The sequence below is a fragment of the Lysinibacillus sp. FSL M8-0355 genome, from assembly GCF_038008985.1.
GTDB classification, from domain to species: Bacteria; Bacillota; Bacilli; order Bacillales_A; family Planococcaceae; genus Lysinibacillus; species Lysinibacillus fusiformis_D.
Genome location: NZ_JBBPAI010000001.1, coordinates 2,861,049 through 2,880,384 on the forward strand (window position 1 = coordinate 2,861,049; position 19,336 = coordinate 2,880,384).

General features: G+C 40.3%; 18 protein-coding genes and 2 riboswitches. Of the genes, 6 read left to right on the forward strand and 12 right to left on the reverse strand.

The genetic code is table 11. The features are described 5' to 3' along the window. Positions 1-11: 11 nt before the first annotated feature. The 10 genes from MKY46_RS13910 to MKY46_RS13955 are packed head-to-tail and all read right to left on the reverse strand — an operon-like array spanning position 12 to position 9,290. A complete protein-coding gene (locus MKY46_RS13910) occupies positions 12-1,133 on the reverse strand; it encodes a cobalt-precorrin 5A hydrolase (protein WP_340809187.1) in 1,122 nt (373 codons plus the stop codon). Next, the gene (gene cobM / locus MKY46_RS13915; protein ID WP_141903645.1) at positions 1,126-1,911 is read right to left on the reverse strand and encodes a precorrin-4 C(11)-methyltransferase; all 786 of its coding nucleotides are present in this window, start codon (positions 1,909-1,911) and stop codon (positions 1,126-1,128) included. The genes MKY46_RS13910 and cobM overlap by 8 nt, the downstream gene beginning before the upstream one ends. Further along, entirely contained in the window at positions 1,911-2,618 is a 708-nt protein-coding gene (gene cobI / locus MKY46_RS13920; protein WP_036120046.1) for a precorrin-2 C(20)-methyltransferase, read from the reverse strand. Before cobI ends, cobM begins: the two co-directional genes overlap by 1 nt. Then, positions 2,611-3,831, reverse strand: coding sequence for a precorrin-6y C5,15-methyltransferase (decarboxylating) subunit CbiE (cbiE, locus tag MKY46_RS13925; protein WP_089934739.1), 1,221 nt, complete (start codon positions 3,829-3,831; stop codon positions 2,611-2,613). Before cbiE ends, cobI begins: the two co-directional genes overlap by 8 nt. Next, complete coding sequence (locus MKY46_RS13930; protein WP_036120040.1) at positions 3,788-4,921, reverse strand: cobalt-precorrin-5B (C(1))-methyltransferase; 1,134 nt, start codon at positions 4,919-4,921, stop codon at positions 3,788-3,790. The genes cbiE and MKY46_RS13930 overlap by 44 nt, the downstream gene beginning before the upstream one ends. Then, entirely contained in the window at positions 4,921-5,580 is a 660-nt protein-coding gene (locus MKY46_RS13935; RefSeq protein WP_058844515.1) for a precorrin-8X methylmutase, read from the reverse strand. The genes MKY46_RS13930 and MKY46_RS13935 overlap by 1 nt, the downstream gene beginning before the upstream one ends. 12 nt (positions 5,581-5,592) lie before the next feature. Further along, positions 5,593-6,354, reverse strand: a complete 762-nt coding sequence (gene cobK, locus MKY46_RS13940) for a precorrin-6A reductase (protein WP_089934737.1) — start codon at positions 6,352-6,354, stop codon at positions 5,593-5,595. Continuing rightward, positions 6,351-7,232 (reverse strand): sirohydrochlorin chelatase, encoded by an 882-nt coding sequence (locus MKY46_RS13945; protein WP_340834537.1) that lies wholly within the window; start codon positions 7,230-7,232, stop codon positions 6,351-6,353. Before MKY46_RS13945 ends, cobK begins: the two co-directional genes overlap by 4 nt. Before the next feature lie 14 nt (positions 7,233-7,246). Continuing rightward, the gene (gene cobJ, locus MKY46_RS13950) at positions 7,247-8,914 is read right to left on the reverse strand and encodes a precorrin-3B C(17)-methyltransferase (protein ID WP_058844512.1); all 1,668 of its coding nucleotides are present in this window, start codon (positions 8,912-8,914) and stop codon (positions 7,247-7,249) included. A 4-nt stretch (positions 8,915-8,918) separates the two neighbouring features. Continuing rightward, positions 8,919-9,290, reverse strand: coding sequence for a (2Fe-2S) ferredoxin domain-containing protein (locus MKY46_RS13955; protein WP_340834540.1), 372 nt, complete (start codon positions 9,288-9,290; stop codon positions 8,919-8,921). Positions 9,291-9,437: 147 nt separating this feature from the next. After that, positions 9,438-9,619, reverse strand: a riboswitch (cobalamin riboswitch). Positions 9,620-9,876: 257 nt separating this feature from the next. Beyond that, positions 9,877-10,061: riboswitch (cobalamin riboswitch) on the forward strand. Between the two features lie 143 nt (positions 10,062-10,204). Here MKY46_RS13955 and MKY46_RS13960 point away from each other — a divergent pair. From MKY46_RS13960 to MKY46_RS13980, 5 genes are all read left to right on the forward strand, one after another. Continuing rightward, a complete protein-coding gene (locus tag MKY46_RS13960) occupies positions 10,205-10,951 on the forward strand; it encodes an energy-coupling factor ABC transporter permease (protein WP_036120014.1) in 747 nt (248 codons plus the stop codon). A gap of 3 nt (positions 10,952-10,954) precedes the next feature. Next, entirely contained in the window at positions 10,955-11,227 is a 273-nt protein-coding gene (locus MKY46_RS13965; protein WP_058844510.1) for an energy-coupling factor ABC transporter substrate-binding protein, read from the forward strand. Between the two features lie 6 nt (positions 11,228-11,233). Then, positions 11,234-12,007, forward strand: a complete 774-nt coding sequence (gene cbiQ / locus MKY46_RS13970; protein ID WP_036120002.1) for a cobalt ECF transporter T component CbiQ — start codon at positions 11,234-11,236, stop codon at positions 12,005-12,007. Then, positions 12,004-12,840 (forward strand): energy-coupling factor ABC transporter ATP-binding protein, encoded by an 837-nt coding sequence (locus tag MKY46_RS13975; RefSeq protein ID WP_036119998.1) that lies wholly within the window; start codon positions 12,004-12,006, stop codon positions 12,838-12,840. The genes cbiQ and MKY46_RS13975 overlap by 4 nt, the downstream gene beginning before the upstream one ends. A gap of 372 nt (positions 12,841-13,212) precedes the next feature. Continuing rightward, positions 13,213-16,713 (forward strand): S8 family peptidase, encoded by a 3,501-nt coding sequence (locus MKY46_RS13980; RefSeq protein WP_089934728.1) that lies wholly within the window; start codon positions 13,213-13,215, stop codon positions 16,711-16,713. Between the two features lie 102 nt (positions 16,714-16,815). Here the strand turns inward: MKY46_RS13980 and MKY46_RS13985 are convergent, their stop codons facing one another. Together MKY46_RS13985 and MKY46_RS13990 are read right to left on the reverse strand one after the other, a co-directional pair. Beyond that, entirely contained in the window at positions 16,816-17,256 is a 441-nt protein-coding gene (locus MKY46_RS13985; RefSeq protein ID WP_089934726.1) for a GNAT family N-acetyltransferase, read from the reverse strand. Positions 17,257-17,371: 115 nt separating this feature from the next. Next, positions 17,372-18,460, reverse strand: coding sequence for a glycosyltransferase family 4 protein (locus MKY46_RS13990; protein WP_340834545.1), 1,089 nt, complete (start codon positions 18,458-18,460; stop codon positions 17,372-17,374). Between the two features lie 256 nt (positions 18,461-18,716). Between MKY46_RS13990 and MKY46_RS13995 the strand changes: the two genes are divergently transcribed. Beyond that, on the forward strand, positions 18,717-19,316 hold the full coding sequence (locus MKY46_RS13995; RefSeq protein ID WP_036119976.1) for a glycosyltransferase family 2 protein: 600 nt from the start codon (positions 18,717-18,719) through the stop codon (positions 19,314-19,316). Positions 19,317-19,336 lie beyond the last annotated feature (20 nt).

The following is a 19,336-nucleotide window of genomic DNA, read 5'->3' on the forward strand; positions in this document are numbered from 1 at the left end:
GGACTTCCTCCTTAAAATAGGTATCTCGCAACTGAAATCGTAGCATTACCCGATTTCTTCTTTTCTAATAGGAGTGACTTGACCTGTGCATAACGCATAGCCGCTGGTTCACTCACACCATAGGCACCTGTATATTTAAAGACTGTTTCAGAAGGGGAAGGAAATTCGATTTGATTTAATTCCGCCGGGGTATAAGTGACGAACTCCCAATCATATTTCTTGGTAATGTCTAAAAAACATTGCTCATCTTTTTTTAAATCAATCGTGCATAATGCCTTCACACTTTTTTTCGAAAGCTTTAGCTCTGCCAAGGTTTCATCAATCACTTGTTCAATTTCTTCCACAGATGTCCCACGATTACAGCCCATACCGAGCACAATAGATTTTGGTCGATAAATAACACCGTTTTCTAGAAGAATCTCTTCCTCTTGTTCTATGATTCGATCCGTTATTAATAGCGTGGCATGAGGTTTAGCCTCGATGGCTGCCTGTGTGGATGGATAGATTTTAATTTGCTCTGGCATGGCAGTATCACGCATCCACCAATCGCGCTCACCCGTTTCCTGCACAATTGCCACATGCTCCTCATTTACAACGGAAGCACTCACTGGTGTCAATTTGTCGGCACTATCCCATACCCAACCAAAACGGGCTCCAAATAAGTCAACAGGAATCGTCTTTTGCACATCAGAAGCTGTTGTAATAATTGGATTTGCACCAAGTGCCGCTGCCACCTCATGCGTTAGCTCATTGGCACCGCCAAGATGCCCTGATAATACGCTGATGACATTGTCGCCTCGATCATCAATTACGACAACGCCAGGGTCTGTCTTTTTATCCTTTAAAATGGGCGCAATCATGCGTACGACCGCACCGAGCGAAATGATTAAAATCAACCCTTTATATTGTTTAAATAGCGTTGGCAATAACAAGCGCACGGTACCTGTAAATAATTGAATATGCTTTTCTGCTTCATCGCCTTGCTCAAATTTACTCATATAATATAAATCACTCGCTGCAAAGGTTTGCTGCAGGCGACGTCCAATTTGAACACCATGCTTCGTAATGGCGACAACCGCATAAGGATTGCGTTGATCAACCTCTGGTAATACACCTTCCTGTAACTCAATCACTTGTCTTCACACCTTTTCTAAAGCCATGTGTAAAGGTTGCATCATATAACTTCGAACGATATTGATCCTTATCATGAATATTCGGGTCTAATGCCCAACCAGCTAGAATCATTGCATGCTTACGAATACCATTTACACGCATTGCTTCATCTAATTCGATTAAAGTCGTACGTACGATCTTTTGATCTGGCCATGAAGCACGTTGAATAACTGCTACTGGCGTATCATCAGCCCAACCAGCACTTTGTAATTCTTTAACAATTTTTTTTGTAAGTGTTGCACTAAGGAATAAAGCAATTGTACAATGATGACTCGCCAAGTCACGTAGCTTTTCAAATTCTGGGACAGGTGTACGTCCTTCTGCACGTGTTAAAATGAGGGTTTGTGTTAAATCAGGAATTGTGAGCTCTGCACCGATTGCCGCTGCTGATGCAAAAACAGAGCTAACCCCTGGAATCACTTCATACCCAATGCCTTCCTTTTTCAATAGAGCCACTTGCTCCATGATGGCACCATACATCGCTGGGTCACCTGTATGCATACGAGCTACTGTTTTCCCAGCATTAACACGATCCACCATAACGGCCACCATTTCCTCTAAATGCATGCCAGCAGTTCGAATGACCTCTGCATCAGGTTTTGCTTTCGCAATAAGCTCTTCACTCACTAATGAATCTGTGTACATGACAACGTCCGCTGTTTGCAGCATATGTAAACCTTTAACTGTAATTAAGTCTGGATCACCTGGACCAGCGCCAACTATATAGATTTTCTTCATTATTTACGCACCACCATTAATGTTAGATATTCTAATTCCACACCATCCAATTCACGAACATCCCAAATAACTTCTTCATCAGAAGTGACCTTCGTCACGACAGATGCTTTATCTAATAAATCTAGATCACGTAGCACCTCTAGCATTAAATCGATCACCTTTGCCACTTTAATAAAGACAACGGCATCATGATTTTCAATGGCTTCACGCATTGCTTCATAATCATCATGGGCAGGAATAATGGCCACTCGGTCATCGCCATCAGCTAAAGCAATCCCTAATCGAGACGCGGAGCCATTGAACGAAGAAATCCCTGGCACCGTACGGATTTCTACATCTGGATGCATGTCCTGCATCAACTTCATCATATGAATAAACGTACTATATAGTAACGGATCTCCCTCTGTTACAAAGGCTACATCCTTACCAGCTTGTAGTTTTTCGTAGACAAGTTCTACTGATTTTGTCCATTCACGTTCAAGGACAGCCTCATCTTTGGTCATAGGGAATACAAGGCCAAGCATATCTTTTTCGTCTGGATTAATATAAACATCGACAATGCGATGGGCATAGCTTTTACTACCTCTTAGCTTTTTTGGATAGGCAATAACAGGTGATTCCTGAATCACACGAAACGCCTTGACTGTAATTAATTCTGGATCGCCAGGACCAACGCCCAAGCCGTATAATACACCTAGATTACTCATTATTTTCTTCCTTTCGATAAGCCGAAATAATATAAATTGGATTTAATGGTACAAAGCGTGTCATATCTAAAATAGGTTTGCTGCGCGCAAGCTGTGCCTGTAAAATATCAACCGCAAAGCCACAAGCCTTAAACGCTTCCACCGCTTTATATAAATTTTCAATGGTCGCTGCATTTAAGACAATGCGACCGTTTGGCTTCAAACGACTACAACATAACTGTAGTAACTCCACCATTTCGCCACCCGTACCACCAATGAAAATGGCATTAGGATCTGGGAAGCTGTCTAATCCCTCTGGTGCTTTACTATGAATGGCTGTGATATCAACACGGAACTTTTGCTGATTTTGAAGACAGTTATCTAAATCAGGTGCATTTTTCTCTACAGCAAATACTTGACCCTCTGACGCAAGTTTTCCTGCCTCAATCGCCATAGAACCCGTACAAGTACCAATATCCCAAATAATGCTATTCTGTTGAAGCTGCATGGCCTGTAAGCTTAAAACACGTATTTCCTTTTTCGTGATCAGTCCTTTATCTGGCTTGCGTTGTGAAAACTCTTCATCATCAATCCCAAGCGTGTAACGTTTCGGTTCCATTATTTGTTGTAAAATCACGACATTTAATGGCGAATAATGAGCGCTTTCCATTTCATCTAACGAATACCAGCCACATTTTTCGTTTTCACCCTGTAAATTTTCTGCAACAAACGCTCGGTATTCTGTCATACCAAAATGCTTTAAATAACGAGCGAGCGCATTGGGGCTATTATCAGCATCCGTTAAAAGCGCTACTTTCTTTTTCCCATCGATACGCTGTGCCAAGCCTTTCATTGGTCGGCCATGAATACTTGTGACATAGGCATCCTGCCAGCTTTCTCCCATCTTCGCAAAGGCCAGCTGAACAGAACTCATATATGGATAAACCTCAATATCTAGCTTTTTAGCGAGATAGCCCCCAATGCCATAAAATAATGGGTCGCCAGTGGCAAGGATTACCGTATTTCTTGTTTCCTTAGATAATCTTTCAACAAGTGCTGAAAGTCCCCCTTTAATGCTGATTTTTTCACCTGTAAAGTTCGGGAAAAAATCCAGTACTCGCTCACCACCAACAAGTACCTCACAGTCTTCAATCCACTCGAGGTATTGGGGAAATAAGCTTGCTAATCCGTTATCCCCGATCCCAATCAATTTCATCGATCGATGCAATGTCATCAGCCCTTCCTAATAATTGTCCCTGCATCGAATAAATCGATGTGGAAAGTGTTAAACCACCTTTTATATGATGGATAGAGGAATAACAGCACGCCTCACATAAATGATGAAAGAATGCATCATAGCCCTTCTCCATCATGATTTCGCCAACTTGTGACGCTGTGTTTGCCTCACGTACTTGCGCTATTGTTTCTCCATCTGCTCCTGTATCCTCTGCAAGTTGTGCTAAAAAGTTAAAATCGATTGGTGCACTTTTGGAATGAACCATCATGACACCTTGTGCCACCTTAGAAAATTTCCCCATCATACCGACAAGAGAAACTTGTTTGATACCGAGTCGCTTACAATGTTTTAAAGTAAAGCCGACAAAGTCACCCATTTCAATAAAAGATTCTTCTGGTAAATCGGGGTATTGTTTCATCGCAAATTTTTCGCTGCGACCGCCTGTCGTTACCACTAAATGCTCACAACCAGCTTCTTTAGCTACACTAATGGCTTGTACAATACTTGCCATATACGCAGAACTCGAAAAAGGCACGACGGTTCCCCTTGTGCCTAAAATTGAGATGCCTCCAAGTATACCAAGTCGTCCATTTAACGTTTTTTTAGCGATTTCTTCTCCTTTAGGTACGGAAATCACTACGTTCACGCCTCGTGTAATGTGAAATTCGTCTAATACCCCTTGAACCGTGCTATGAATCATTTTACGTGGTACAGGATTAATGGCTGCCTCGCCAACAGGCACTGGTAAGCCAGGCTTTGTAACACGCCCGACCCCAATCCCTCCATCTAAATGAATTCCAGGTGTATCAGCCCAGCTCACTGTGCCAACAATAAGCGCCTGATGGGTCGCATCAGGATCATCACCAGCATCCTTAATCGTTTCACAGCTGACAGCATTTTCTTCAAATATGCATTTTTCAATTGTAAAGGTTGCATCCCGACCAATCGGTAAATGAATGGTACTCGTCTCCTGCTCTTCCTTTGTAATCAGAGCGAGCAATGCAGCCTTTGTTACCGCAGTTGCACAGGCTCCCGTTGTATAACCGTGACGCATGTCCTTGGGATCCTTTTTTGGCTTCCGCTCCATTATTTTTTCGCCTGTTCATCCGCTAATAGTGAAATGGCATTTAACGCGGCAACCGTCACTGTACTACCGCCTTTACGACCAACATTGGTAATGTACGGAATCCCTTCGAGTTTCAGCAATTCTTCTTTTGACTCGGCTGCTGACACGAAACCGACAGGCATACCGATAATTAAATCTGGTTTTGCTAAGCCTTCTTTAATTAAACGAATCAATTCTAGTAAGGCAGTTGGCGCATTACCAATTGCATAAATCCCACCTTCATGTAATTTTGTAGCCTTTTGCATGGAAATGATGGCACGAGTTGTATTTTGTTTTTTCGCTTCTACTGCGACATCTTCATCCGCTATATAACAATGTAAATCGCCACCATGCTTTTGGAAGCGTTTTTTACCAGAGCCACTTTCAATCATTTGAACATCTGCAATGACATGTCGTCCGGCAAGGATGGACTCAATCCCCGCTTCAATTGCACCAGGTGTAATGATGACACTGCGACCTAGCTCAAAATCCGCCGAAGCATGGATAATACGGCGCACAATCTTCCACTCGTCCTCCGAAAAATCATGATCGCCCATTTCCTCTGCAATAATCGAGAAACTATAATCGTAAATTTTATCTGGGTCTACCGTTAATGGTTTGAAATCTGTTTTAAAATCCATGGATAATGCCTCCTAAAGTGTATGTTGTACAGCCTGTAATATTTCTTCAAATGTTGAATATTGTTGGCCATATTGAATGGTTGGTCTTGCAATAAGAATCGTTTCAATATGACAGGCAAGAGCTGCCTCAAGCTTCTCATCAACTGAGCCAACTTTACCGCTTTCTTTGGTGATCATCAAAGTTACTCCATATTGACGAAACAATGCTTCATTTAATTCCTTTGAAAACGGACCTTGAATAGCTACAATATCTCGTTGTGCCACACCAAGTGCCTCACATTTTTCCATATTGTCCAGTCGTGGAAGCATGCGAGCAATTACTCTCGTATTTTCTAAGCCTTGTAAAACCTTTGTAAAAGTAGCAAGTGTTTTGCTGCCTGTTGTCAGCATGATGACACCTCGCTTTTTTGCCGCTAATTGGGCAGCCTCCTCATAATCCTTCACTATCGTAATGAGAGGATGCGCATAGTGTTCATGGGCACGCTCATAGCGAATATAAGGAACTTGTGCCTGTTCGGCCGCTGCCATTGCATTTTTAGAAGCTTCCTCAGCAAATGGATGAGAGGCATCAACCACCATTTGATAGCCTTGCTCTGTTATGATGGCTGCCATTTCCTCAGCTGTCAGTCGACCTATTAAATGTGGTAGGCCAACGTCAGCAAGACTAGAGGCTGCCGAATCAGTCACGACGGTAGCTGTTACCGCATGTCCTGCGCTTTGCAGGGCAAGGGCTAGATCCCTTGCATCACTCGTCCCTGCTAACATGAAAATCATTTTACTGGCTCCTCTTCATGGTGGTGGTCGTGTCCATGATCGTGATCATGATGATGGTGATGATGGGCATGTCCATGAACTGCCGCATAGGCACGATAATTTTCTAAATCTTGCATGCCTGTAGATGTACCATTTATCGCTTGTTCAATACGCTCTAATAAAACATTTTGTAAACGTTCATGGTAGCCAAAATAATTGGCAATTTGAACAGTACAATCTGGATATTGTTCATTAAACTTCACACACATATCATTCATACGTTCCATTAAAATACCTGTGAATAAAAAGTATGGGAGCATGATGATTTTTTTCGCACCTAATTTAACACAGCGTTCAATACCTTCTTCAACACGTGGATCTGTTACGCCCATAAATGCACTTTCCACATATTTAACAGGTAATTTTTCCCATAAAAGTCGTGTAATTTTGTAAAAATCACCATTTGCAGATGGATCACTGCCACCTCGTGCAATCAATAAAATGGCTGTATCTTGTTGCTCTTGTTCTGAATGAAAACCAATTTCCGCTAGACGATCTTGTAAAATCGCAAATATTTCATCATGAATGCCAATGGTTTGACCATAGGTAAATGTAATGTTCGGATAATGCTCACGCGCATGCTCGATCTCTGCTGGAATATGCAGCTTTGAATGGCCTGCATGAAGTAAAATAATCGGAATTACATGAACCTCTGTAGCCCCTTTCTTCACACAATTCGTAATGCCTTCTTCGATGTTCGGTGAAGCAAATTCTAGGAAACATGTTTCCACTAAAAATTGTGCATCAATACGCGGTGTCATTTGTTCAATAAATGTACGTACCTCATCATTTCCTGCTGCTAAACGGCTCCCATGGCCGACAAATAAAATAGCTTTCATCTCTTTTCTCCTCACTAGTCGCCGCACGGAGCTGGCTCTACTTTTATTTTGGAAGACATATCTTGATACGTAAAATGCAATATCTTTTTCACACGTTTAAAATATTTAAATAAACGTTCATTTGGGTGAGCATTTGCTTTATATTCTTCAATAATATCTGTAATTAGTGGAATCAGTTGTTCAGGCTCCAACCCTTCTACAACAGGCTGTGCTGCATGGGCCGTACGACCAACTGGCTTCGCCCCAATAAAGACATCAAATTTACTTTTGCGATAGACAATACCAATATCATCAAATACAGCCCTGTAACAGGCCATACCACAGCCGTTAAAACCGATATTTAATGTTTTCGGCAAAGACATTCCACCTAATTTTTGTTGTATTTCTTCTGCATAGGGAATCGAATCGGCCTTTTCACCATAGCAAAAATCACAAGCCTTCAAGGATAGCACATCACCAATCGGCGCTAATAAAAAGCCTACTTCCTGTAATTTCTCCGTGATACGTTCAGGGGCAGTCGTTGGGATTTTCAAATGGATTTGATGGTCTGGTGTATATTCCATCGTCCCCTCTTCCCCAACGACCTCTGCTAACGTCATCATTTGCTGAGGTGTGAAAAACTTATTCACCACTCCTGGGCTTACAGCTAATTCAAAAATGGATTCTATTTTTTGCTGTACAAGTTTCGGCGTTACTTTGACTGCACTTGTTCCTTTCACCATTGCGAGTGCCGCTGTAGCCATTTCAAGTGCTGTTTTTTTTGGCTTTGGCGTAGCGGCTACACTGGGTTTATTAAAACGCCCTGCATTAGGATCTGCTGTAAAGTCTTGTCGTGCAGTCCCTGTCTCTTGGTTCATTGCCCAAGGTTCATTTTCTTCACGTAAACGTTGATGTGGACGTAAGGGTTGTTTTTCTTCACCCAATGTATATTTACGTTGATAGCCACGTGGTGTAATCATTTTATTGTCATAGAAAAATGTCGACGAATTACCAATAATGACTGTCGTCAGCATTCCAATGTCATGCTCCAGCATTTCGGCTAATGTTGTCATCGTCACTTCTTGACGATCGCGGTAAGCACTTTTCACAAGTCCTACTGGTGTGTCAGGCGAACGATATTCTAAGAGAATGCGCTGTGCTTCGACAATTTGTCTTGTTCGGCGACCGCTTTTTGGGTTGTATAAAGCGATTACAAAATCCGCCATAGCGGCTGCCTCGACGCGCTTGGCAATTAAATTCCATGGTGTTAGATGGTCACTTAAACTAATCGTACAGGCATCATGCATAATCGGGGCACCAAGTAAGCTAGCACATGAATTGATGGCAGAAATACCAGGGACAATTTCTACCTCAATCCCCGTTGCTTCTGTCCAGCCTAGCTCAATCAATACCTCATACACTAATCCCGCCATACCATAGACACCCGCATCACCACTTGAAATGACTGAGACAATGCTTCCAGCCTCTGCTTGGCGAACCGCTTCCTGCGCACGGGACACCTCTTCGGTCATTCCAGTACTGACAATCGACTTCGCACTGACTAAATCCTGAATCAACTCTACGTAGGTTTTGTAGCCTATGATCATATCACTTTGTTGTAATGCCTCTACCGCCCGTGTCGTAATATGCTTAAAGTCTCCAGGTCCAAAGCCCACTACGAAAATTTTTCCTTTTTGCGCCATGTTGTTACCCCTCTTTCACCTTTTCGATCCCTTTAATGGCTGTCGTTTGTGCTGTACGCTGTAATGTACCTTCACGAAGTGTAAAGACATGTTCTTTGTATAAGGATTCATGATGTAAATCTTGTACAAGTGTTCTAGCATGCTCTGTTGATGGTACACGATACCAATTCCCTTGCGGATAGGCGATGACCACACAAGCATCCTTGCATCGTCCATTACAGCGCGTTCTTGTTGTATGTATCTCTTGATCAAGTGCTTGCTGTTGTATTTCTTCTCGAATAGCTAGGGTAATTTCCTCCCCACCTTTGTTCATGCAGCTACTACCATTACAAATAAAGAGATGTGTTTTCATCCCCTCTAAATTCCATGTTGTCATCTTCTGTCTCCCCTCATTTGCTTTCTGGAAAAAGAAAAACCTTTACTCTAATTACGAAGAGTAAAGGTTTTGTAGAAGCCAAATAAAAACGAATAAAATAAAATACAGGTACTCGCTCTTGCTTCAACTTCTCCCTCCGAAAAGTTTGCATGCACAATCAAATAAGCAGGTTTCCTGACTTAAGCTTCATTTTACTATCGCACCTTCCCAAGTTTGCACCAGTGGCTTTGCGATTTCATCAGCTATTACAGTAGCGGGGGCTGTATTGGATTTTCACCAATTTCCCTATTATCTCGAGTTATTCGAGCACTTATCGACGTTTTATATGAAATTTATTATCTTCTTTATAGAATAGAAAACTGTCTCTATCATATCTCATTATTTTAAAATTTCAATATTTCTATAAAAATTTATGACAATTTTATCAATTTTGTGTGTAGACCGGGTATAAAAATTATAATATCTCCTTATTTATGACAATTCAGTAGTTATCAGAATCTTCTCTATTGACCTTCAATTGAAAATATTTTTTAAAAAAGTATAGCATATTTATGGAAAATCATGTTACACTTTGTCGTGAAATCTCACAACTTAATGTTTTTTCGGTGTAAAATACTTATCATTTTGCTTAAAAGGGAAGCCGGTTTGAGTCCGGCGCGGTCCCGCCACTGTATTAGGGAGCTTTATAGAACATGTCACTGTCCAACGGATGGGAAGACCTATAAAGTGTTGAACTAGAGCCAGGAGACCTGCCGAAAAATATGTGATCGTTTCAGCCTACGAGGATAGGTGTGCGGCTTAGCAGATGAGAATGTTATTTGCTTTTTTAGCTATGCACTTTTCCAACAACGGAGAAGTGCTTTTTTATTTACGCACGCTACATTCTAAAAATCTATTAGTAAGGAGGAAAGCTTTTGAAATTTTCATGGTGGAAACTTAGTTATTTTTTATTGGCCTTTTTACTCGTGCCAAAACGTGCCTTTGCCATGCATATCATGGAAGGTTTTTTACCAATCGAATGGGCTATTTTTTGGTGGGTCATCTCTATCCCATTTATTATTCTAGGATTGCGCTCCATTCGCAAAACAATTGAAGAAAACCCTGAAACCAAAATGCTTTTAGGTCTTTCAGGAGCCTTTGCTTTTGTGCTGTCGGCGTTAAAAATCCCTTCGGTTACAGGTAGTTGCTCCCACCCAACTGGTGTTGGACTTGGAACGGTTTTATTCGGACCTCTCGCTATGAGTGTCATCGGAACGATTGTTTTATTATTCCAATCTTTATTATTAGCACATGGTGGGATTACCACTTTAGGAGCGAACGCCTTCTCTATGGCGATTGTAGGCCCATTTATTGCTTACTTTGTCTTTAAAGGGGCTCAAAAAATAGGGTTGTCATTTTCACTAGCTGTTTTTTTTGCTGCGATGCTTGGTGACTTAGGTACATATGTTGTGACTTCTGTACAGTTAGCATTAGCCTTCCCTTCAGAGGTTGGCGGCTTTATGGCATCGTTTACAAAGTTCGCAGGTATTTTTGCCTTAACTCAAATTCCGTTAGCGGTGAGTGAAGGAATTTTAACGGTCATTGTGATGAATTTCTTGAAAAAGTACAATGTCAGCGAATTAAAAATGTTGCGTGTTTTCTCAACAAAGGAGGCACATTAGTAGATGAAACGAAATTTATTACTATTAGCGATTGTTGTGCTGTTAGCTATCATCCCATTGTTTATACAAAAAGGTGCAGAATTTGGTGGTGCTGATGGAGAGGCAGAAGCAGCCATTGGCGAAATCAATGCAGAATATGAACCGTGGTTTGAAAGCTTATGGGAGCCACCAAGTGGTGAAATTGAAAGCTTATTATTCGTGCTACAGGCAGCTATTGGAGCTGGTTTTATTGGCTACTTCATCGGCTATATGCGCGGCAAGCATAAAGAAGGTTAACCCGTTATGTTACTCATTGATAAGTATGCGTATCTGAATAAGCTAGCGTCCGTTCATCCGCTAGAAAAAATGATATTTTCAATTGGTCTACTTCTCGTAACGCTCATCATGAGAGATGAACGACTTTCACTCATTACATTTTTTGTAATGAGTGCTTTTATCATTTTAGGTGCAAAAATTCCGCTTACCTACTATGTTAAGTTATTATTGCTACCTGGATTTTTCTTACTAACAAGTCTTGTATCCATCTTGCTGTCAATCACACCAGCAACTCATGTATTACCTGCCCATCTGTGGTCTTTTACGTGGATGAATTGGACAATTTTCATCGGAAAAGCAAGTGCCCTGTCCGCCCAACAATTGTTCTTTATTGTCCTTGGCAGTAGTAGTTGTTTATACTTTTTAATTTTGACCACATCCGTACAAGGGATTTGCTATGTGCTCCGACAATGGCGACTGCCCTCTTTATTGGTTGAGCTTATTGAACTAACCTATCGTTTTATTTTTATATTTTTAGAAAGCATGTACAGAATACATCTTGCCCAGCAAGCGCGTCTTGGCTACCATTCTCCAATGCAATGGCTACGCTCCGTATCCATGCTTATTGTGGCGCTATTTGCTGAAATGTTTCAGCGTAGTCGTGAGCTTAATAATGCCATGCAGTCACGGGGTGGCGAAGCCGTCTACTGGCAAGAGATGGGCTCCTATAGCAAGAAAAATTGGCTAGGCATAGCGACACTATTCCTATTCCTCATTGTATATGGAGGGTACTTCTCATGACAGCATTCTATTTTGAACTAAACCGCTTGTCCTATGCCTATGCAGATGGTACGAAGGCATTGTCAGACATTACTTTACACATTCCAAAAGGAAAAAAAATTGCCATCCTTGGTCATAATGGCGCTGGAAAATCAACATTGTTTCAGCATCTTAATGGTATTTTACAACCGTCAGCTGGGACGATTGTTTTTGATGGCAACGAGCTTCAATATAGTCGAAAAGCTTTAAAGGCACTTCGCCAGCAAGTTGGCATTGTTTTTCAAGATGCGGATCATCAACTTTTTTCAGGTACTGTCAAGCAAGATATCGCATTTGGACCACTAAATCTTGGCTGGTCTACCGAAAAAATCGAAGAAAAAATAGCATGGGCTGTTGCGCAAACGGAAATAGGCGATTTACTCGAAAAACCTATTCACTTTCTAAGCGTAGGTCAGAAAAAGCGTGTGGCGATGGCAGGTGTTTTAGCGATGGAGCCCTCTGTCCTCTTATTAGATGAGCCAACAGCAGGCCTTGACAATTATTATGCTACCCAAGTTCTACAGTACCTAGGTAAATTAGAAGACGGCGAAAGAACCATTTTACTTGCTACCCATGACATTCCCCTTGCTTATGAATGGGCGGATCAAATCATTGTCATGGAGGCAGGGAATATCATTTATAACGGAGACCCGATCGAGTTGTTTTATGAAGAAGAATTGCTGCAACGTGCACATCTCGAACGTCCATGGGTTTTTGATATGTTCATGACATTACAAAAAAAGAAGCTATTGCAGGAAAACATTACACCCCCCCGCTCCAAGTATGAATTACAACAATTAATAGAACAATTGTAGACAAAAGTCATCGAGAAATTCTCTCTCGATGGCTTTATCATTTTTTATTTTCTTTCATATTCAAAAATTAGTAAACTACTACGAAATCAAAAGATTCGATTTATGTTAGCGATACGTCAAATTCGTTGCGATGTCTTTGATGGTTTGGCATGCCAAAAACATATTGGATAAACGTAAAAGAACGAAGCGTGCAATACTTGGAAGTCCATCAGCTGAATAGAGGCTTTCTACTAATTAGTTGTAAAACAAAAAACTTTAGACAATTCGAAGGAAAAAATAGTGAAAAATTTTCCTCCTTTACGAAACTTTTCTAATCTTTATCCGTATTAATAGAGTCGAGACTTAATTTATAACACCAAGGAGAGATAACAATTGAAAAGTTTGTTTAAAAAATCAGTCGCTATTGTAGCATCCGCTACACTAATGGTTCCAGCTGCTTCTGCCTTTGCTGAAGTACCTCAGCATAAAGCCAAGAATGTACTGGCAAGTAGTATGAAACAAACAGAGCAGAATGAAGAAAAATGGATGAGTAAGGATAAAATTGTTATCAAGCATTCAGGACTTGATAAAAATGTACATAAAAACATTGGCTCCAAAGTCATCCGCTCCATTCCTTCATTAGGCTATGATGTGGTACAACTGAATAAAGGCGTATCAATAGAAAAAGCAGTTGCTTACTATCTAAAGCAAGATGGCATTACAAGTGTATCTCCTAGCTATGTGTATCGCTCTTTTCAAACAGAAGTCGATCCAAAGAAACAAGAGATGTATCATTTAAACCTACTGCAAATGGATAAGGCACTAGAATTAGCGGGTGAGCATGATGTGACAGTCGCTGTCATTGATTCTGGTGTAGATTTTAAACACCCCGATCTAAAATCTCAAGTACTCCCACCCTATAATGCAGCAGCACCAGCGAATACTACTTATCCAGGTGATCACGGAACACATGTAGCTGGTATTATCGCCGCAGCTAAAGATAATGGCATAGGCGGACACGGTGTGAATCCGAAAGCGAAGCTACTACCCATTGACGTATTTAATGGCAAAGAAGGTGCAAATGATTTCATTATTGCACAAGGCATTTTGTATGCTATTGAACAGGGTGTTGACGTCATTAATATGAGTCTAGGAGGCTACGGGGAATCTCCACTGATGAAAGAAGCCGTTCAGAAAGCCGTTGACAGTGGTATTACAATTGTGGCAGCCGCGGGCAATGAATCAACAGATGAATACTCCTTCCCTGCTTCTTATGAGGGTGTTATTAGTGTAGGTTCAACGAATGAGCGCAACAAACTATCAAGCTATTCAAATTACGGACCGTCCGTTGATGTTGTTGCACCAGGTGAGGAAATTTATAGTACCGTTCATGATGACAAAAAAGGATCATCCTTCGTCAAATTCAGTGGTACATCCATGGCATCACCTGTAGTGGCAGGCGTCGCCTCTCTTCTTAAATCAAAATATCCACATTTAAAGCCGCATGAAATAGAGGCAATTTTGGAAATGACGGCACAAGATTTAGGAGCGAAAGGCTATGATCTTACCTACGGTCATGGACTAATCGATCCAGTCAAAGCATTGCAATTCGATTTAAATAAACTACCTAAACACTATTCAGAGTCGAAAGAAGAACGCATACAAAACGCTAAAGTTCTTGCTAAAAATACGTTAAATATCGAACATGGCGCTTTCGAGCAGCAAGATGAAAAGAAATGGTATAAAGTCGATTTAGACGCAAATGAATATGCTCAGCTAACATTAAAAGGTGCAAACAAATATGATTATGCCTTTGATTTATATTTCTACCCAAATAATCATAAGGGTGAAGTAGAGCCAATTCATGTCAATGATGTTCGCGTAGGAAAAAAAGAAGGTTATTTATTTAAAGCAGATCAAAAAGGGACGCTTTTAATTGCTGTCAAAGATCATAATGGTAGCTATAGCTTAAAAGGCAAATCTACTTACACGTTTACAGCACAAACGACGAAGAGCTTGCCAATTGATACATTAGATAAATCTACTATGGCGCCGATAAATAAGTTCCCTTATAGTACGGCAGGCAAAAACTATACCCTTCTGTCAAAAGATCAACAACGAGATCAAGATTATTTCACATTCTCTGTAAAAGAACCAACGACATTACAATTCGACCTGTCGGGTATTCCAGGTGTCACAGCCTCTATGGAGCTTTATCTTAAGGAAGACTTTCAGCCGATACCACCAGAAGAAGCTGAGCAAGCTAAAATTGATGACAGCGAGGAAGAACAAGCCTATCCTATGCAAACAGCAAATGGTACAGCGAAAGGTGAAGCAGTTAGCATGATTATCGATGCTGTACCGGATCAGGAATATGTTTTAAGTGTCTCTAATGACAGTAATAGTGAGTTTTCTATGGAAATGTTCTTTAGTGGTGGTATTGAAAAAGAAGAAACGGTTAGTGAATCGATGATTCCTTACACATTAAAAGGTGAAGTGGTTACCCTTCCACCAGACGAAGATGGGCTACCGCTAAATGAAGCCATGTTAGAAGAAGGAATGCCAGAGGGACAATTACCGATTACACCAAGTAAAACTAAAAAACGCAATGAAATTGACAGCCTAATGGGTATGCTAATGAATCCAACGGCGTCAGGGAATATAGAAAATGTTGAGCCGATTATAAAACAGGCTATACGTTTTGAAATTGGTGAAAATAAGAAAGCTTATTTCCAAACAGACTATGATGAGGATTATTTCTTATTTAAAACGAAGGAAGATGCCCTTTATAGTTTCAGCTTTATCAAAGGGATGAACCAAAAGCCTGCTGGTACCGTATTTGAATATGATGAGGAAGCAAAGGAATTAATCCCTGTTTCTTCCTTAACAAATGACCTTGGATTACTAGCACTACTGCTTGGTTCGACTGGAAATGAAAATGATGCAAAGGTCATCCCATTGAAAAAGGATAAAACCTATGTGGTCGCTGTTGTCAATGCTGGAGAACGATCTGCTGAACCTTATACGTTGAAAACAAAAAAAATCGGTGATATTCCAGCAGATTACAATCCAGACAATCATGAGGAAGCAAAAGCGCTGAAAGTTCAGCCAGGTACGACTTATAAAGACCATCTTATTTATCAAGATGATGTAGATTATTACTACTATAAGCAAGAAGGCAATGATGAAGTGATGAGTCTGCTTCTTTCTTCTACCCCATTTACAAATGAACAATTAGCTCAACTACCAAAAGAGCTTCAAAAAGAGTTAAAATTTGCTGGCTCTATTATAGAAGATACGAACGGCAATAAGAAAATTGATCCGAAAGAAATGGAAACAGAAATTCCATTTGGACTAAGCGATAATATTCTTGAATTATTACTTGGAATGGGTGGAACAACAGATGTAAATACATCCTTCAAAGCCAAAAAAGACCGCGGTTATTTTATCCTTGTCAACAGCATGGGTCTTGGTCAAGTGTCTGTACAACCGTATACTTTAACGATGTTCAACCATCAGCAAGCAGATGAAGATGCAGATTCTGAATTAGTGAATGGTGTACCAACAAAACCATCTGCCCTGACAAAAAAAGATGATAAATGGGTTGCAACTCAATATTTAAATGCAGGTATTCCTTTCGGTGATAAGGACTATTTTGAGTTTAATAATGTCCAAAAACGCGATGTCGTTTTTTCACTTCAAACAGAAAAAGCATTAGATGGTGTGATCCGAGTGATTGATGCGAACGGAAAAACCGTTAAAACCTTCGATCTTTACGGAGCTGGCGATACTGAAGTTGGTACAGTTGAACTACAAGCTGGTAAATACTATATTGAAGTCAGTGAGTATTATGGCAAAGCAAGCACACAACCATATACACTTGAAATTAAATAAGTAACATCAAGCAACATCCCCTAGATACTATTTGCTATCTAGGGGATGTTTTGATAAAAAAAAAGCATCTTCATCCGAAGACGAGATGCTGGCAAGTTCCACCTACATAAAATATTTCACATAATTACAATATTCATCTTGCTTCATATGAAGCTTTTCATAGAGTTTACGTGCATTTACATTATCAGCCGCCGTTTGCAGTGTGACATAGCGAGCACCTTGCTGCTCACAATATCGAAAAACCTTTTCCATCAATGCCTTGCCCACCCCTAGGCCTCTAGCATCTTCTGTTACATAAATATCATTTAAAATATAGGCACATTGTAAAGCGATGGATGAAAATGTTGGATACAATTGTGTAAATCCAATCATCTTGCCATCTACCAATGCTACAAAAATGACAGACTCTTTTAAAGCCAATCGTAATTGTAAAAATGCCTTGGCGCTGCTTACATCTGGCTCGATCCCATAAAATTGACGATATTCATCAAACAGTTTTGATAAATCTTCTAGTTCATGCATTGTCGCTTGTCGTATTTCCATTCCTGTCTCCCCTTGTGTCTTCCCATGATTGTCTAACATGATGAATCTAGTTTTTATTATATAGGAAATAATGGTATAAAGAAAAGAATAGTCTTCAAAATCGAGAGAGGATTGTTTATTCATTTAAATATTCAGCAACCCTTTTCACAATATGGCACCAATTTAATTCCTTTCGAGCAAATGCTTGAAGCTGTACACAAGTATCGGCCAGCAATGATCCCTGTGTGGCAACTTGCTGCAATGTCCGACCAATCCCCTCCCAATCATGTGTCGGATGAATTGTACCGAAGCGTTGTTGCATTGTAATATCGGCAGCCCCATCAACATCAGTAGTCACGATATAGCAGCCATTTTTAGCAGCCTCTGCAAAAACATGGGCATAGCATTCTACTACAGATGTTAAACAAAAAATTTTAGCCTTACGGTACTCTTCTTCTAATTGCACCTTATCATAAATAGGCCCTACCATCGTTACTTGAGCGGCAGTTGGATGGCCATCTAGCAACTGCCTTAGCTCCTCTTGATAGGAGGCAGACATCGGTCCTACTAAACGAAGCTCCCAGTCTGGAAGCTGGGCAGCTAGAAAGGCTTTGACTGTCAAAATCGTTTGCTTCTCTGGTGCATCTAAGCGCCCCACTGCTAAAATTCTATTTTCCTTGTCATGAAAGGACACAGGTGCTGTGGGAAAATGCTCATAAAAGCCATTGGGGATATGTTTAATCGCTAATTGCGAATACACTTGAATAGCGGTTTGAATGGACACACATTCGGAGGATAGCAGATCACATAATTGCAGTAGCTCTAAAAAGTATGGATAGGATTTTAATCGATGTAACCAAAATCGATTTACATCTAACTTCATATAAATTTTTCCTTGCGGATTATAATGCTTATAGGTTTTCAAAATGGCTAAATAAGATGGATACGGCCCTATGGCAAAGGCAATGTCAATGTCCTTGGCATGCTTGGCTAAATAAGCATTCATATTCGCCACATAATCCTCCTCAAATGGTATGGACTCAAATTTTACAGTTGGAAAGGTTTGTTGAAGAAGGGCTTCATTCATCTCTGTTGTCACAATACTTACTTCATAGCCTAATTCCTCCCCTAGCAAAATAGGCACGAGACACAAATCTTTGAAAATATGTGCATCAGACAGTTTATAAGATTCCACGCTACAAATAAATGCGATCCTTTTTGACATTGTATCCCTCTTTCTAAAAAAGCGCTCTAGCTAGTTTATGACCCTTCCTGCTAAACGTGCATACCTTAGTAAATTTTTGCCCCTATCCTGCTTGTTCTCTAGTAAACAGAAATCGTATACAGAAAAGCGTCTCTCTTAAAAACTTCCTAAAACAAGCAATTGCCTACAATAGCTCTATGTCCACGCATATTGTATTAAAGAATCTGCTCAGTCACATAGAAGAACTCTACTACTAGATAAAGAATGGAGGGATAAAATGAAGATAAGTTTTTTATCACCTGCGTTTAATAGCGAAGAATGGATCTTAACAATGCTTGACAGTATTCCTAAAGAATATGCCTATGAAATTATCATTGTGGATGATGGTTCTACTGACAATACATTAGCCATTTTACAGGACTACCAAAAAAACTGTGCAGCTTTAAAAATCATCGTGCATCCAACGAACCTTGGGGCTAGTGTTGCTTATAATCGCTGCATTGCAGAGGCGACAGGAGACTATATAGCCATCATCGATAGCGATGACCACTACTTGCCAGCTATTCGCAATGTATTAGCACAAGTGGATGGCACATTTGATGTTTACTATTACAACATGATCATTAAAAATGGCTTCGCCTTTATTAAAGATGAATCGAATCGCTATTCCTTACCCGGACAATTTAAAATCATTCGAAGAAGTTTAATTGGGGATGCAAAATTTACAATACGCAAAGATATAGCAGGAGATTGGGATTTTAATTGTGCCCTCATGGATAAAAATCCGACAAGTAAATATACAAACGAATTTGCTTACTGGTACAACTATCCTAGAGAAAACTCAGAATGTGATCTACACCAAAGAGGATTGAAATAAAAGCATGCAGGAGGTGTAAT